Source organism: Nocardioides turkmenicus (genome assembly GCF_011045035.1).
GTDB classification, from domain to species: domain Bacteria; phylum Actinomycetota; class Actinomycetes; order Propionibacteriales; family Nocardioidaceae; genus Nocardioides; species Nocardioides turkmenicus.
On the sequence record NZ_JAALAA010000029.1, the window covers coordinates 37,225 to 52,213 of the forward strand.

The following is a 14,989-nucleotide window of genomic DNA, read 5'->3' on the forward strand; positions in this document are numbered from 1 at the left end:
CTCGGGCACGGCCCGGCGGCGTGGGCCCGTCGGGTATTCTGAAATACCTGTTCCCGATCGTTCAGCAACCCTCGCCGGACAGGTTCGAGGGCCGGGTAGGAGCCCCCATCTTGGCGCGCAAAGTCGTTCGTTCCCTGCCGTTTCATCGCGTTGTGATGCGGTTCGTGGCACTCATCGGCGTAGCCGCCGTGACGGGGTTGGTGGCCTCCGGAATGGCGGTCCCGTTCATCCACCTGACCGGTGTCGCGGCCAAGTCCGGCGCTCAGGCGATCGACGACCTTCCGCTCGACATCGACATGGGCGAGCTGTCGCAGACGACCCGCATCCTGGACGCGCACGGCAGGGTGATCACCACCCTCTACGACCAGAACAGGTCCTACAAGGCGCTCGACCAGATCTCGCCCAACATGCCGAAGGCACTGCTCGCGATCGAGGACAGCCGCTTCTACGAGCACGGTGCGATGGACCTCAAGGGCACGCTGCGCGCGCTGCTGCGCAACTCGGCCTCGGAGTCGGGTGCGGTGCAGGGTGGCTCCTCGATCACCCAGCAGCTGGTCAAGACGACCCTCGTCTACGGTGCCGACACCGAGGAGGAGCGGAGGGCTGCGACGGAGAAGTCCACGGCTCGCAAGATCCGCGAGCTCCGCTACGCGATCTGGCTCGAGGAGCACCACGACAAGGACTGGATCCTCGAGCGCTACCTCAACGCGGCCTACTTCGGTGACTCCGCCTACGGCGTCCAGGCGGCCGCGAAGCACTACTTCAACGTCGACGCCGCCGACCTGACCTGGGCGCAGGCCTCGATGCTGGCCGGGATGGTGAAGAACCCCACCGGCTATGACCCGACCGACTTCCCCGACGCCACGGTGGCCCGCCGCAACCTCGTCCTGGAGCGGCTGGTGCAGGTCGGCGACCTGCCGCGCGCCGACGCCGAGAAGCTCAAGGAGAGCGACCTCGGGCTCAACGTCCAGGACAGCCGCAACGGCTGCTTCGGGTCGTCTGCGGAGTTCTTCTGCGACTACGCGCTGCAGTGGCTGCTCGCCGACGAGTCGCTCGGCGAGACCGAGGCCGAGCGCTGGCGCCTGCTCCAGACCGGCGGCCTGACCATCAAGACGACCCTCGACGCGAGCTTCCAGAAGGCGGCGCAGCGATCGGTGAGCAACCACGTCTCGCCGACCGACAACGCCGTCGGCGCCCTGGCGATGGTCGAGCCCGGCACCGGCATGGTCAAGGCGATCGCTCAGTCGCGGCCGATGGGCGAGAACCGGAAGAAGGGCGAGTCCTACCTCAACTACCTGGTGCCCAAGGAGTACGGAGACGCGAACGGCTTCCAGGCAGGCTCGACCTTCAAGGTCTTCGTCGGCGCCGCGGCGATCGAGAAGGGCTTCCCGCTCCGGCAGGAGATCCCGTCGCCGCCCAAGCGGACGTTCAACCAGGCGTCCTTCGCCAACTGCCCCGGCGAGGGCAACTTCAGCCCCAACCCCTACCCGGTGGGCAACTCGACCACCTCGGGCAACAAGAACCTCTACACGGGCACCCGTGAGTCGGTGAACACCTTCTACGTCCGGCTCGAGCAGTTCACCGGCGTCTGCGCCCCCTACACGCTCGCGAAGAAGATGGGCGTCCGGCTGACCGACCCCGCCCACGAGCGGGTGCCGTCGTTCACCCTCGGACCGGTCGACGTCAGCCCGTTGGAGATGGCCGAGGCGTACGCCACCTTCGGCGCCCGCGGCAAGCACTGCGACTCGCGGCCGGTGACCGCGATCCTCGGTCCCGACGGGAAGACGATGAAGGAGTACGCCGCCTCGTGCGAGCAGGTGATGCGTACCGGGACCGCGGACGCCATGAACGACATCCTCCGCGGCGTGCTGCAGCCGGGTGGGTTCGGGCAGCGGCTCGCGCTGAGCGTGCCGGCGGCCGGCAAGACCGGCACCACCAACAGCAACCGCGCGGTGTGGTTCAACGGCTACACCCCGAAGCTCGCGACCGCGTCGATGATCGCCGGCGCCGACTACGAGGGCAACTGGGTCACCCTCAACGGGCAGCGCCTCCGCGGCGGCTACGTCGCCTCGGCGTCGGGCTCGACCGTCGCCGGCCCGATGTGGGCCGGTGCGATGCGGGCGATCGACGGCAAGCTCGGCTCCGCGAGCTTCGTACGTCCCGGCGCCGCCGTCGTCAACGGCAAGGGCCTCAAGATCCCGAAGGTCGAGGGCCTCTCGGTCGCCAAGGCCACCGCCCGGCTCAAGGCGGCCGGGTTCAAGCCGGTCGTCGGGAAGCGCGTCCGGTCGCACTGGAAGGCCGGCACCGTTGTCGGGACCGTCCCGGGCGGCCGGGCGATCAAGGGTGCGACCGTCGAGATGCTCGTCTCGAAGTGGCGCGGGTGAGGGGCGGATGTTCACCGAGGTAACTCGGTGGAGGTGCACAGACTTCGTGGAGTTCCACGATGGGAGTGCGCGCTGACCGAGTTACCTCGGTGAGCATTCACGCAGCGCGCGCCCGAGCCGCTTCGACGGCCTCGCGGAAGGCGCGGGTGACGTAGTCGGGGACGGGGAGGCCGCGGTCGCGCGCCCAGAGGAGCTCCTGCTCGACGCGGGCCACGTCGGCGGCCAGGTCACGGCCCTCGTGGTCGACCCCGAGGGTCTCCATCACGTCACCGAAGTCGGCCAGCTGCTTCACGTTGTTGACCCCGACGGGCGCGAACGAGATCCGGCGCATGTGTCGGACCAGCCACTTCTGCCAGGCCGCGAGCGTGGCCCAGTGGGCGCGGGCGGAGAGCTGGTAGAAGGCGTAGTGGCCGGGCTCCTGGCGCTTGATCGGCGCGATCACGGTCTCGGCGACGGCCTGCTCGCCGGTCTCGATCACCCCGTTGTGGAGCAGGTTGTAGGCGATCACCGCGGAGCGTTCGGTGGCCATCCCGGTCAGATAGTAGAGCATCCGGCACACGTCCTGGAACGGCTCCAGGTGAGCCAGCAGGCCGAGCACCTTGAGCTTCAGGCCGACGTGGTCGAGATCGGTGTCGGCCGGCGGCCGCCCGAGGACCTGCTGGAGCCGGTCGAGGATCAGGCCGTGCTGGATCTCCTGCGGCTGCCAGACCTCGGCGTAGAACCGCTTGTCGACCTCGGGCGGGTTGGGCAGCATGGTGGAGATCTCGAGTACGTTGCGGTCGACCTCGAGCTCGACCCGCGCCATGTAGTCGAGCACATGACCGAAACGAGCGCCGAAGCCGGCCGGGTCGTTCACGGTGAAGTCGACGGAGTCCATCGGGATCGGCGGGTGCTCCTCGCCGAGGCGCGCGACATGAGCGACGAGGCGGTCGGTATCGGTCTGCATCGAGGCGGCTCCTGGTGGGGTGTCAGGCAGCGCCTCAAGTGTGCCCGTAGCGCGCGGGGTTGTAACGCGATTTAACGCAACAGCGGGGTCCAGGCCGCCGCCGTCAAGTCTCTCGCGTCGACTGGGGCCGGAAACTTGAGTGGAATAGACTCAACTTTGGTGTGTTGAGATAGATGCGGGTGGTCGGCATCCGCGACAGACTCACATGCGTCCCAGGAGGAGTGCAGACACAGATGAGCCAGTTTTCGGCAGACAAGTTCACCACCAAGGCTCGCGAGGCGATCGAGGCCGCGCAGCTCTCCGCCACGACGGCGGGCAACACCACGACCGAGCCGATCCACCTGCTCGTCGCGCTGCTGCACGACGAGGGCACCGCGACGTCGATGGTCACCAAGTCCGGTGTGGACGCCGAAGAGCTGTCGCGAGCGGCCGCTTCCGATCTCGCCGGGCTCCCGCGCGCCAGCGGTTCGACCGTGCAGCAGCCCGCTGCCTCGGGTGCGCTGACCCGGGTCCTGGCCGGGGCGATCACGCTGGCCACGTCCCTCAAGGACGACTACGCCGCCACCGAGCACCTGCTGATCTCGTTGGCCACGGTCGAGTCGTCGGCGCAGAAGGTGCTCAAGGGCGCCGGGCTCACCGAGAAGGGGCTGCGCGAGTCGCTGAAGGCTGTCCGCGGCAACCGCCGGGTGACGAGCCAGGACGCCGAGGACTCCTACGAGGCGCTCGAGAAGTACTCCCAGGACCTCACCGAGGCCGCCGAGAAGGGCAAGCTCGACCCGGTCATCGGCCGTGACGCCGAGATCCGCCGCGTGATCCAGGTCCTGAGCCGGCGTACGAAGAACAACCCGGTCCTCATCGGCGAGCCCGGCGTCGGCAAGACGGCCGTCGTCGAGGGGCTCGCGCAGCGGATCATCGCCGGTGACGTACCCGACTCCCTGAAGGGCCGCCGCGTCCTGAGTCTCGACCTGGCGGCGATGGTCGCCGGTGCCCAGTACCGCGGCCAGTTCGAGGAGCGGCTCAAGGCCGTCCTCGAGGAGATCAAGGCCGCCGAGGGTCAGGTCATCACCTTCATCGACGAGTTGCACACCGTCGTCGGCGCGGGCGCCGGCGGCGACTCCGCGATGGACGCCGGCAACATGCTCAAGCCGATGCTCGCGCGCGGTGAGCTGCACATGATCGGCGCGACCACGCTCGACGAATACCGCGAGCGCATCGAGAAGGATCCGGCCCTGGAGCGCCGCTTCCAGCAGGTCTTCGTCGGCGAGCCGTCGGTGGAAGACACCGTGCAGATCCTGCGCGGGATCCAGGAGAAGTACGAGGCCCACCACGGTGTCCGCATCACCGATGCCGCGCTGGTGGCCGCCGCGTCCCTCTCCGACCGCTACATCACCGGCCGCCAGCTGCCCGACAAGGCGATCGACCTCATCGACGAGGCCGCGTCCCGCCTGCGGATGGAGATCGAGTCGTCTCCCGAGGAGATCGACCAGCTCCGCCGCGCCGTCGACCGGCTGAAGATGGAGGAGTTCGCGCTCTCCAAGGAGTCCGACGACGCGTCCTTGGAGCGCCACGCGGCGCTGCGCAAGGAGCTCGCCGACAAGGAGGAGGAGCTGCGCGGGCTGGAGGCTCGCTGGGAGCGGGAGAAGGCGTCGCTCGAGGGCGAGGGTGCCCTGCGCAAGCAGCTCGACGCGCTCCGCATCGAGGCCGAGCGGCTGCAGCGTGAAGGGTCTCTGGGCGAGGCGTCCGAGATCCTCTACGGCAAGATCCCGGTGCTCGAGGCGCAGATCGCCGAGGCGGCCGCAGTCGAGGACGAGGTCACCGACCGCCTGGTCGGCGAGGAGGTCGCCGCCCAGCAGATCGCCGAGGTGGTCGAGGCCTGGACCGGCATCCCGACGGGCAAGATGCTCCAGGGCGAGCAGGCCAAGCTGCTCGAGATGGAGTCCGTCATCGGGCGGCGCCTGATCGGGCAGAAGTCCGCGGTGACCGCGGTCGCCGACGCGGTGCGACGCTCTCGCGCCGGCATCGCCGACCCCAACCGCCCGACCGGCTCGTTCCTGTTCCTGGGTCCGACCGGCACCGGTAAGACCGAGCTCGCCAAGTCGCTGGCCGACTTCCTCTTCGACGACGAGCGCGCGATCGTACGCATCGACATGTCCGAATACTCCGAGAAGCACTCGGTCGCCCGCCTGGTCGGAGCGCCTCCGGGCTACGTCGGCTACGACGAGGGTGGTCAGCTGACCGAGGCGGTGCGTCGTCGCCCCTACTCGGTGGTGCTGCTCGACGAGGTCGAGAAGGCTCACCCCGAGGTCTTCGACATCCTGCTGCAGGTGCTCGACGACGGTCGCCTGACCGACGGCCAGGGCCGCACGGTCGACTTCCGCAACACGCTCCTCATCCTCACCTCCAACCTCGGCTCGAACTTCCTGGTCGACCCGGTCATGGACGAGAACGAGAAGCGTGAGTCGGTCATGGCCGTGGTCCGAGGATCGTTCAAGCCCGAGTTCCTCAACCGCCTCGACGAGGTCGTCATGTTCGACGCCCTCTCGCTGGCCGACCTCACCAAGATCGTCGACATCCAGCTCGGCCTCCTGGAGAAGCGTCTGGCCGCTCGTCGCATCTCGATCTCCGTCACCACCCCGGCGCGGGAGTGGCTGGCCGAGACCGGCTACGACCCGGCGTACGGCGCCAGGCCTCTCCGCCGCCTCATCCAGACCACCATCGGCGACCCGCTGGCCCGGATGCTCATCGGTGGCGAGGTCTCCGACGGCGGTCAGGTCACCGTCGACCGCGACGGCGACGGCCTCATCCTGAAGGTCTGACCCGCCGAGGCGTCACCCCGGTCGGCCGAGTGGGCAGATGGATGCCCACTCGGCCGACGTACGTGACGCCTCGGCAGGTGGGTAGCCTCCACGCATGCGGAGCGGTCGGATCATCCTGCTCAACGGGGCGTCGAGCTCGGGCAAGAGCAGCGTCGGGCGGGAGCTGCTGCCGCTGCTGGAGGACCCGTGGTTCCTGGTGCCGGTCGACGGGATCAGCGGGATGCGGTCGACGGTGCACACCCGGGAGCTCGACGATGCCGGGATCGCGGAGATGCTGCGGCGTACGCGGCTCGGCTACCACCGCGCCGTCGCTGCCCTGGCCTCGGTCGGCAACGACGTGATCATGGACTACCCGCTCAGCGAGACCTGGCGGCTCGACGACCTGCTCGAGGTGCTCGACGGCCACGACGTCACCCTCGTCGAGGTCTGGTGCTCGCCCGAGGAGCTCGAGCGTCGCGAGGCCGCCCGTGGCGACCGTCCCGCCGGCCTCGCCCGATCCCAGACTCTGGTCTACTCCCACCCGTACGACATCCGTGTCGACACCACGGCCGCGACCGCCGCCGCGTGCGCGAAGGAGATCGCCGAGGCCCTTCCCGAGCTCACCGCACCCAAGGTGTTCGACCGCCTACGCGCCGAGTAGGCGCGACGGGGGCGACCTCTCGGCCCGTGGGGTTGCCGGGGATGAGAAAATGATTCCCGACATGTCTGAAACGAAGCTTCCCCGCCCCGGTCAGGCCACCCTCGCCGGGTGGCTCATCGTGCTCGGCTCCCTGCTCACCGTGGTGACGGCCTGGGACCAGATCGCCAGGCTGCGCAGCCTGGACACCCGGGAGCGGGTGGAGGAGGTGTTGGCCCAGCCGCCGCTGGCGGGCTCGGGGATCGGCCTCGACAACATCCTCGACCTCATGCACGTGATGGCGCTGGTCACCGGCGCGATCGCGGCGGCGGCGGTGATCCTCGGCTGGCACGCGCTGCAGCGCAACAGGCAGGCGCGGCTCGCGCTCACGGTCATCGCGGCGCCGCTCTTCTTCGCGGGCATGTTCGGCGGCGGGTTCTGGTCCACGCTGGCGGCTGTGGCCGTCGTACTCCTGTGGATGTCGCCCACCCGTGACTGGTTCGACGGCGTCTCGCCGACCAAGCGCGAGGCCCTCGGCAACAGCGACCCCGACCAGAAGTCGTACGTCGCACCGGCCCCGCCCGAGACCCAGACCGGCACCACGGACACCACGGACACCGCCGGCACCACCACGGGCCAGGCCCGGCTCTCCGCGCAGCAGCCACCGCCGTGGACCGGTGCGATCGCCCAGCCCGCCACGGCAGCGCCCACGCGCCGCCCGGGCGCCGTGACGGCGGCAGCGGTGCTCACCTGGATCGGGTCCGGGTTGACCGCGCTGATGATGTTCGCCTCGGCGGTGACCGCGACCGCCAACCCCGAGCTGATCCTCGACCAGGTGCGCAAGCAGGCGGAGAACGACCCCACGATGCGGGAGGCGGCGAGCCTCTACACCACCGACGTCATCGTCGCCTCGGTCTGGATCATGGCCGTGCTGGTGGCGCTCGTGTGCGTGGCCGCTGGCGTGTTCGCCGTCTTCGCGCTCCGTCGCCACTCCTGGGCACGGGTCGCGCTGATGATCGCGGCCGGCATCTCGGCGCTCTCGCTGCTGCTCTTCGCGCTCGCCTTCCCGCCGGCCGTGATCCTCTTCGGCGCCGCTGTGGCCACCTTCTCGTTCCTGCTGCGACCGGAGGTCGCGGCGTGGTTTCGCGGCCGGAGCGCAGGCCCGGGGCAGTAATGCAGCGCGCCTGACCCACCCGGCCGGATAGGCTCCGCGGCATGTCAGATCAGTACGGCTCCTTCGACAACCCCTATGGCGGCACACCGCCGTTCCAGGGGCAGGAGCCGCCGCCCCCGACGCCGTACGCCGCACCCCAGCCGTACGCAGCGCCGCACCCGACCCAGCCTCAGCAGCCGCAGGGATGGGGCCACGCACCGCCGGCCTACGGTCAGTACACGATGGGGCAGCAGCCCCCGGCGTACCTGCGTCCTCACTACCCGCAGCCCGATCCCGACACCCGTCCGGGCACGGTGGTCGCGGCGTCGGTCATGACGATCGTGGGGTCGGTGATCGCGCTGCTGCTCTCGGTGTTCATGGTGCCGGCGGGGATCGCCGACTACAACGACCCGTCGTCCACGGACAAGGGCGTGACGCTGGCGATGGTGATCTGGTTCGCCGTCTGCGGCGTGCTGAGCCTGATCGCGTTCCCGCTCGGGATCATGGTGCTGTTCCGCTCCAAGGTGGCCCGGATCCTGCTCACCGTCGTCGGCTCGATCGCGGCATTCCTCTCGCTCTTCACGGTGCTCTACCCGGCGCTGATCATCGCCGCGATCGTCATGCTGTACGCAGGCAGAGCAGGCACCTGGTTCGCCCGGCGTAAGCCCGGCGACCGCTGGCAGCAGCCCGCGACGGCGGTGCCGGGACCGACACCGCCGACTCACCAGCAGCTCTAGCCAGAGCTAGGGGACGAGCGAGTCGTCCTTGGCGCCGTTGTCGGAGCCGCGGACGATCTTGTAGACCCGCACCGCGATCCACGCGACGACGGCCACCGCGACGACCAGGATGACGATGTTCTGGAAGCGGCCGACGATTGGCTCGACCTTCTCCCAGTTGTCGCCGAGCTGGTAGCCGGCGACGACGAAGATGGTGTTCCAGATCGCGGATCCGATGGTGGTGAGGATCAGGAACTTCCAGATCGGCATCCGGGTGACGCCGGCGGGCACCGAGATCAGTGACCGGAAGATCGGGATGAAGCGGCCGAAGAAGACCGTCCACGCGCCGTACTTCTCGAAGAACGCCTCGGTCTTCTCCAGGTCGGAGGTCTTGACCAGCGGCAGCTTCTCGCCGACCCAGTAGACCCGCTCGCGGCCGATCAGCGCACCGACCAGGTAGAGCGCGAGCGCGCCGACGACCGAGCCGAGGGTGGTCCAGATCAGCGCCTCGGCGATCGTGAAGCGGCCCTGGGCGGCGGTGAAGCCTGCCAGCGGCAGGATGATCTCGGAGGGCAGCGGCGGGAAGAGGTTCTCCAGCGCGATGCCGAGACCCGCACCCACCGGGCCGAGCTTGTCCATCAGGTCGACCGCCCAGCCGGCGACGCCGGTGAGCTCCTCGGGCTGGGTAGAGGTCAGGATCATGGCGCTCTCTTCGAGTGTGTGGGTGGGCCGGGCGGCCGAAGCCTAGGAGGCTGCGTTGACCGCGTCCAGATCGGCCCGGGTCAGCACCGAGCGGATCTCCAGCGAGACATCGCGCAGCGACTCACCGGGCTCGGGCGAACGGTCGATCGCACACACGACAGTGTCCACGACCGCACCAAGCGGACGGAGCGCGTTGACCGCGTCGCGCACCGCGCCGCCGGAGGTGATCACGTCCTCGATCAGGGTGACGCGCTTCCCGTCGAAGGAGGGGCCCTCGGCGAGCTTGGCGGTGCCGTACTCCTTCGCCTTCTTCCGGATGAAGATCGCCGGGATGCCGGTCTTGGCCGACACCATGGTCACGATCGGGATGCCGCCGAGCTCCAGGCCGCCGAGCAGCTCGGTGCCCTCCGGGAGCAGCTCGACCATCCGCGCCGCGACGCGCTCGAGGAGCGCCGGGTCCGCCTCGAAGAGGTACTTGTCGAAGTAGGTGTCGCTGACCTGCCCCGAGCGGAGCGTGAACTCCCCGTGCAGGCGGCAGGTGGCGTCGATGTCGGCAGCAAGGGTCTGGTCCGTGGTCACGACCCCTAGCCTAGGTGTCATGACTGCGCGACGACTTCACGGCATCCCGCCGACGATCTTCTCCGAGATGTCCGCGCTGGCTGCGTCCACCGGCGCGGTGAACCTCGGCCAGGGCTTCCCCGACGTGGACGGGCCGGCCGAGATCATCAAGGAAGCCGTCACCGCGTTGGAGAGCGGACGCAACCAGTACGCCCCCGGCCCCGGTATCCCTGCCCTGCGCGAGGCCGTCGCGGCCCACCAGCAGCGCCACTACGGCCTCACCTTCGACCCGGCGCGCGAGGTCGCCGTGACCACCGGAGCCACCGAGGGGATCGCGGCGGCGATCCTCGCCCTGGTCGACCCGGGCGACGAGGTGATCCTCGTGGAGCCCTACTACGACAGCTACCCGGCGATGGTGCAGTTCGCAGGCGGCGTACGTCGCCCGGTGACGCTCAGCCTGGACGAGTCCGCGCCGGGCGGGAGGCTGCCCCGCGAGGCGCTCGAGGTGGCCGCCTCGGACAAGACCAAGGTGCTTCTCCTGAACTCGCCGCACAACCCCACCGGCACCGTGCTCACCCGCGAGGAGCTCGAGACGGTCGCCGCCTTCGCCCGCGACCACGACCTGACGGTGGTCTCCGACGAGGTCTACGAGCACCTGACCTTCGACGGGACGCCGCACATCCCCATCGCCACCCTCGACGGGATGCGCGAGCGCACCATGACCCTGTCGAGCATCGGCAAGTCCTTCTCCTTCACCGGCTGGAAGGTCGGCTGGGCGACCGGCCCGGAGCACCTGGTCCAGGCGCTGCTGGGGGCCAAGCAGTGGCTGACGTTCACCTCCGGTGCCCCGCTGCAGCCGGCGGCCGCGTACGCGCTCGAGCACCTCGACCACTGGCCGACGGGGCTCGCCCTCGACCTGCAGCACAGGCGCGACCTGCTCTGCGACGGGCTGAAGCGGATCGGCCTGGACGTGACCGTCCCGGAGGGCACCTACTTCGCCGTCTCCGACATCACCGACCTCGGCTGGAGCGACGGGCTCGAGTTCTGCCGGGCGCTTCCCGAGCGCGCCGGTGTCGTGGCCATCCCGCTGCAGGGGTTCTACGACAGCGACGCCGGACAACACCTGGTCCGATGGACCTTCACCAAGCAGCGTGAGGTGATCGAGGAGGCCCTGGAGCGCCTCGCCCGAGGGAACCTGACGCGCTAGTGGTCGGCGCGGCTGTCGGCCTCGTCGTCCGCCGGTGAGCGCGGCTTGACCGGCATCCCGAGGATGTCGCGGTCGGGGTGACCGTCGTGGTCGAGGTCGGTCGCCAGCCGCGAGGCCGTACGCCGCCGGCGCCACCACTCCACCATCGCCGGTGCGAACGCGAGCGCGAAGAGCAGCAGGATCAGGTAGTCGACGTTGTCGGCCAGCCAGGGCCAGCGCGCCCCGACGAAGAACCCGAACAGCGTCACCGCGAGCACCCACAGCACGCCGCCGACGAGGCTCCAGAAATAGAACCGTCGCCGGTCCATGTGGGTGACCCCGGCGACGACGGTGACATAGGTGCGTACGAAAGCGATGAACCGCCCGATCACCAGTGCCTTGTTGCCGTGTTTGTCGAAGAACTCGCGGGTCTGGTCGAGATGTCGCTTCTTGATGAAACGGCCGTCGCGCTCATAGAGCCGCGGTCCGATCTTGCGGCCGATCTCATAACCGGTCACATTGCCCGCGAATGCGGCGGCGACGAAGAAGAGCATCGCGATGATGATCTCGACGCCGGGAGGCCCGGGAAAGATGTCGATCTTGCCGGTCGCGATGAAGATTCCGAGCGCGATCAGCAGGCTGTCACCAGGGAGGAAGGGGAAGAAGAGGCCGCACTCGACGAAGATGATGATGAGGCTGATCCAGAAGAGCGGCTCGCCAAAAGTGGCCAGCAGAAAGTCCGGACTCATCCATTCCAGACCGGCCACCATCGGCGCAAAATTCCCCGCACCTGTCACCCGCCCTACGGTACCCATAGGTAACAACTCTTGTTGTACGAATATTCTGTCTTGTCGATGAACGAGACACATCAGTCCGAGGGTGAATCCCGAGCGCCGTACGACCCGATGCCCCACGGGCAGCCAGAGGTCGGCCTGGGCCCGTGGCAGGGGGAGTGGCCCGAGGGCGACCACTGGGACCCGGAGCTGCTGGCCAACGGCGACCGCCGCAACGTGGTCGACCGCTACCGCTACTGGACCCTCGAGGCGATCGTCGCCGACCTCGACCGGCGCCGCCACGGCTTCCACGTCGCCATCGAGAACTGGCAGCACGACTTCAACATCGGCACCATCGTCCGCACCGCCAACGCCTTCCTCGCCGCCGAGGTGCACATCGTCGGCAACCGCCGTTGGAACCGCCGCGGCGCGATGGTCACCGACCGCTACCAGCACGTCCATCACCACCCGGACGTGCCGGCGCTCGCGGCGTACCTGCATGAACGCGACGTACGCCTCCTCGGCATCGACAACCTCCCCGGCTCGCTCCACCTGGAGACGATGGAGCTGCCGAAGTCGGTCTGCTTTCTCTTCGGGCAGGAGGGACCGGGTCTGTCCGAGCAGGCCCGCGAGAGCGTCGACGGCACCTTCTCGATCGCCCAGTTCGGCTCGACGCGGTCGATCAACGCCTCCGCCGCCGCGGCGATCGCGATGCACTCCTGGATCGTCCAGCACGCCGACCTGTCTTCCGACGAGGCCTGGCGTGGCTGACCGAACACGTAGACGATTACGCCCCGGTGTCCTCCGCGGGAAGAGGACCCGCTAAAGTTAACTCCTGGGTCGCCCGGATGTGCCCCTTCAAGGGTGCGTGGCCTCGGGGCCGGGCGGCAGCGGGGACTCTCTAGGACCGCTCGACCCGATAGCGGATCTTCACCTGTTCGCCGCTCTGCACGACGTCGATGACGTTCATCCGCTTGCTGGTGATGCGGCGGGGGAGCAGTGGTGCTCCGGCGCCGAGGGTGACCGGGCAGATCCCGGCCACGATCTCGTCGAGCAGGCCGGCGTCGTCGAACTGGCCGACCAGATCCCCGCCGCCCACGAGCCAGATCCCGCCGTCGACGGTGGCCGCGATCTCGTTGTAGACGGGCTTCACGTCGCCCTGCACGAAGTGGACCTGCGTGCCCTGGACCGCCGGCAGGTCGGTCGCGTGCGTGAACACCCACACCGGCCGGTCCTCGTAGTACTCCCGCCACTTCTCGGGACCGGTCAGCATCTCCGGATCGTGCTCGATCATCCAGCGGTACGTCGTGCCGCCCATCACCAGCGCCGCCGACTCCGCCATCAGCCGGTCCCAGGAGGTCTCCTCGTCGCCGTGCGGCGTCTCGAAGAGCCAGTCCAGCGAGTTGTTCTCGTCGGCGATGTAGCCGTCCAGCGATGTCGCGGTGAAGTAGGTGACCTTGGGCATGCCCCCGACGCTAGACCCGTCAGGGGCATGCCCGCCCGACCGTTCTTGCTCTGCCTACCTCCGCGAGGCGTTCCCCGGCTCCAAGCAGGTACGCAGCGCGGCCAGCCCTCGCGAGGAGTGGCTCTTGACGGTGCCCTCGCTGATCCGCAGCTCACGCGCGGTCTCGGCCACCGACAGCTGCAGCCAGTGGCGCAGGACGACCACCTTGCGCTGCATCTCGGGCAGCGCCTGGAGCGCCGCGAAGAGGTCGGACCGCTCCTCGATCTGGCCGACGGGACCGGGCTGCTCCGGGAGCTCACCCGGCTGTTCCCGGCGCCACCACGGCCGCCTCGTCTGGTCGATGTGGGTGCGGACCAGGATCGTCCGGACGTACGCCTCCTCCGATCCGCGCTCCACCCGCCGCCACGCGGTGTAGAGCTTCACGAGCGACGTCTGCACCAGATCGTCCGCCCGGTGCCAGTCGCCGCACAGGGCGTAGGCGGTCCGCAGCAGGTAGGGGCGTCGCGTCACGACGAACCCGGAGAACTCCTCGTCGCGTGTGCTCACGGGAACAGCGACCCCCCGCCTGTCTCCTCGTCGGTCTCGGTGGCCTTGACGATGGCCAGCACGTCCTCGAGGGAACGTGCGTGGCGGTCCTCGGATCGAGGTTCGTCCGTCACCTCGACGGTGTAGACGAGGGTGTGGCCGTCCTTCTCACGAGCGATGACGACCCGTTCCCTGCCCTTGACGGTGATCCGGGCCGCCGCGGACCGGGTCGCGCCTTCGGCGAACTTCTCGCCGAGGTCAGGGTCGGCGATCTGCTCGAGGATCTTCACGCGGTTCTGGGCCGGTACGAGCTTCGATCCGTCCCCGAACTCGACCGCCTCGGAGAGGCCAGCGCTGTAGCCACCCGAGGACCCGGCCCGGTCCGCTTCGATCTCCTTGTCCCGGTGAGCGATGTATCCCTCGATGGTCTGCCCCGGAGCGGCGTACGCCACGCCATAGCCGGCTCCGCCGCCTCCACCTTCCCGTCGGTTGCCGGTGAAGAGGATCCACACCTCCATGCCCTCGCGCTCGGCGACGGCGGCGTCCGAGTCCCAGGGCAGGTCGTAGCCGAGCGGGTTGTCGAGCTCGCGGGTGATCTTCCAGCCGTCGCCGACCCGGATCGACCCGCCGACCCTCCACCTCGGCTCGACGTGGTGCGCGGCCACGTCCTCGGCCCATTCCCTGAGGCTCTTCCCGTCGGTGCGAGACGCGTCGGCGTAGGCGATCTCGGTCGAGTTCATGAAGTTCGCGTAGATCGTCCTCCGCCCGTCGGTCGCGGCGACGAACAGCTGGGAGTAGTCGCGTCCGAGGAGCCGGCCGATCTCCTTCCGCCCGATCCGGTCCGCCTCCTCCCAACCGTCGTGGAAGGTGACCTCCTTCGTGTCGAAGTCGTACCTCAGCGGGGAGGCGTCGCTCAACGGCGGCTGTGTCGGATAGGAGTCGAGCGCCTCGTCGGCCGTCGACTGGGTCGCGATCGGTGGTGTGGGGGCCGCCCGGTCGCGCCAGGGCGCGTACGCAGAGCCCAGGCCGATCACGGCTGCGACAACGAGTGCGGTCCCGCCGACGGCGAGGGCCTGCCGGCGGCGTACGGCCTTCTTCCCGGCGGCCACCAGGCCAGCCGGATCCGCGGGGGTGGGTGGGGGATACGGG

14 protein-coding genes are annotated in these 14,989 nt (G+C 69.2%); 7 read left to right on the forward strand and 7 right to left on the reverse strand.

Annotation, left to right across the window (positions count from 1 at the left end):
* Window positions 1–155 precede the first annotated feature (155 nt).
* Window positions 156–2,384, forward strand: coding sequence for a transglycosylase domain-containing protein (locus G5C66_RS23710; protein WP_241248805.1), 2,229 nt, complete (start codon window positions 156–158; stop codon window positions 2,382–2,384).
* Window positions 2,385–2,481: 97 nt separating this feature from the next.
* Here G5C66_RS23710 and G5C66_RS23715 read toward each other — a convergent pair whose 3' ends face one another.
* On the reverse strand, window positions 2,482–3,330 hold the full coding sequence (locus tag G5C66_RS23715) for a GTP-binding protein LepA (RefSeq protein ID WP_165113791.1): 849 nt from the start codon (window positions 3,328–3,330) through the stop codon (window positions 2,482–2,484).
* A 233-nt stretch (window positions 3,331–3,563) separates the two neighbouring features.
* Here G5C66_RS23715 and clpB point away from each other — a divergent pair, with 233 nt between their 5' ends.
* From clpB to G5C66_RS23735, 4 genes are all read left to right on the forward strand, one after another.
* Window positions 3,564–6,146, forward strand: coding sequence for an ATP-dependent chaperone ClpB (gene clpB / locus G5C66_RS23720; protein WP_165113794.1), 2,583 nt, complete (start codon window positions 3,564–3,566; stop codon window positions 6,144–6,146).
* A gap of 94 nt (window positions 6,147–6,240) precedes the next feature.
* On the forward strand, window positions 6,241–6,786 hold the full coding sequence (locus G5C66_RS23725; RefSeq protein ID WP_165113796.1) for a chloramphenicol phosphotransferase CPT family protein: 546 nt from the start codon (window positions 6,241–6,243) through the stop codon (window positions 6,784–6,786).
* Between the two features lie 61 nt (window positions 6,787–6,847).
* Window positions 6,848–7,936, forward strand: coding sequence for a hypothetical protein (locus tag G5C66_RS23730; RefSeq protein ID WP_165113798.1), 1,089 nt, complete (start codon window positions 6,848–6,850; stop codon window positions 7,934–7,936).
* Between the two features lie 41 nt (window positions 7,937–7,977).
* Entirely contained in the window at window positions 7,978–8,652 is a 675-nt protein-coding gene (locus G5C66_RS23735; protein WP_165113800.1) for a hypothetical protein, read from the forward strand.
* A 6-nt stretch (window positions 8,653–8,658) separates the two neighbouring features.
* Here the strand turns inward: G5C66_RS23735 and G5C66_RS23740 are convergent, their stop codons facing one another.
* Together G5C66_RS23740 and pyrE are read right to left on the reverse strand one after the other, a co-directional pair.
* Window positions 8,659–9,333: a DedA family protein gene (locus G5C66_RS23740; RefSeq protein WP_165113802.1), complete on the reverse strand. Its 675-nt coding sequence runs from the start codon at window positions 9,331–9,333 to the stop codon at window positions 8,659–8,661.
* Between the two features lie 42 nt (window positions 9,334–9,375).
* Complete coding sequence (gene pyrE, locus G5C66_RS23745; RefSeq protein WP_165113803.1) at window positions 9,376–9,912, reverse strand: orotate phosphoribosyltransferase; 537 nt, start codon at window positions 9,910–9,912, stop codon at window positions 9,376–9,378.
* A gap of 19 nt (window positions 9,913–9,931) precedes the next feature.
* Here pyrE and G5C66_RS23750 point away from each other — a divergent pair, with 19 nt between their 5' ends.
* Window positions 9,932–11,098 (forward strand): aminotransferase class I/II-fold pyridoxal phosphate-dependent enzyme, encoded by a 1,167-nt coding sequence (locus G5C66_RS23750; protein ID WP_165113804.1) that lies wholly within the window; start codon window positions 9,932–9,934, stop codon window positions 11,096–11,098.
* On the opposite strand, the gene G5C66_RS23755 is transcribed toward G5C66_RS23750, so the two are convergent.
* The gene (locus tag G5C66_RS23755) at window positions 11,095–11,826 is read right to left on the reverse strand and encodes a DedA family protein (protein ID WP_241248801.1); all 732 of its coding nucleotides are present in this window, start codon (window positions 11,824–11,826) and stop codon (window positions 11,095–11,097) included. The two genes, G5C66_RS23750 and G5C66_RS23755, sit on opposite strands and share 4 nt — an antisense overlap.
* 105 nt (window positions 11,827–11,931) lie before the next feature.
* On the opposite strand from G5C66_RS23755, the gene G5C66_RS23760 reads away from it, so the two are divergent.
* Window positions 11,932–12,621 carry an RNA methyltransferase gene (locus G5C66_RS23760; protein ID WP_165113805.1) on the forward strand — a complete coding sequence of 230 codons (690 nt, stop codon included), beginning with the start codon at window positions 11,932–11,934 and terminating at the stop codon, window positions 12,619–12,621.
* Window positions 12,622–12,751: 130 nt separating this feature from the next.
* Here G5C66_RS23760 and G5C66_RS23765 read toward each other — a convergent pair whose 3' ends face one another.
* The 3 genes from G5C66_RS23765 to G5C66_RS23775 all read right to left on the reverse strand — a co-directional run.
* The gene (locus G5C66_RS23765; RefSeq protein WP_165113806.1) at window positions 12,752–13,315 is read right to left on the reverse strand and encodes a dihydrofolate reductase family protein; all 564 of its coding nucleotides are present in this window, start codon (window positions 13,313–13,315) and stop codon (window positions 12,752–12,754) included.
* Window positions 13,316–13,369: 54 nt separating this feature from the next.
* Complete coding sequence (locus G5C66_RS23770) at window positions 13,370–13,861, reverse strand: SigE family RNA polymerase sigma factor (RefSeq protein WP_165113807.1); 492 nt, start codon at window positions 13,859–13,861, stop codon at window positions 13,370–13,372.
* Window positions 13,858–14,989 (reverse strand): hypothetical protein (locus G5C66_RS23775; protein WP_165113808.1); only part of this gene is annotated, 1,132 nt, incomplete at its 5' end. The genes G5C66_RS23770 and G5C66_RS23775, both read right to left, overlap by 4 nt.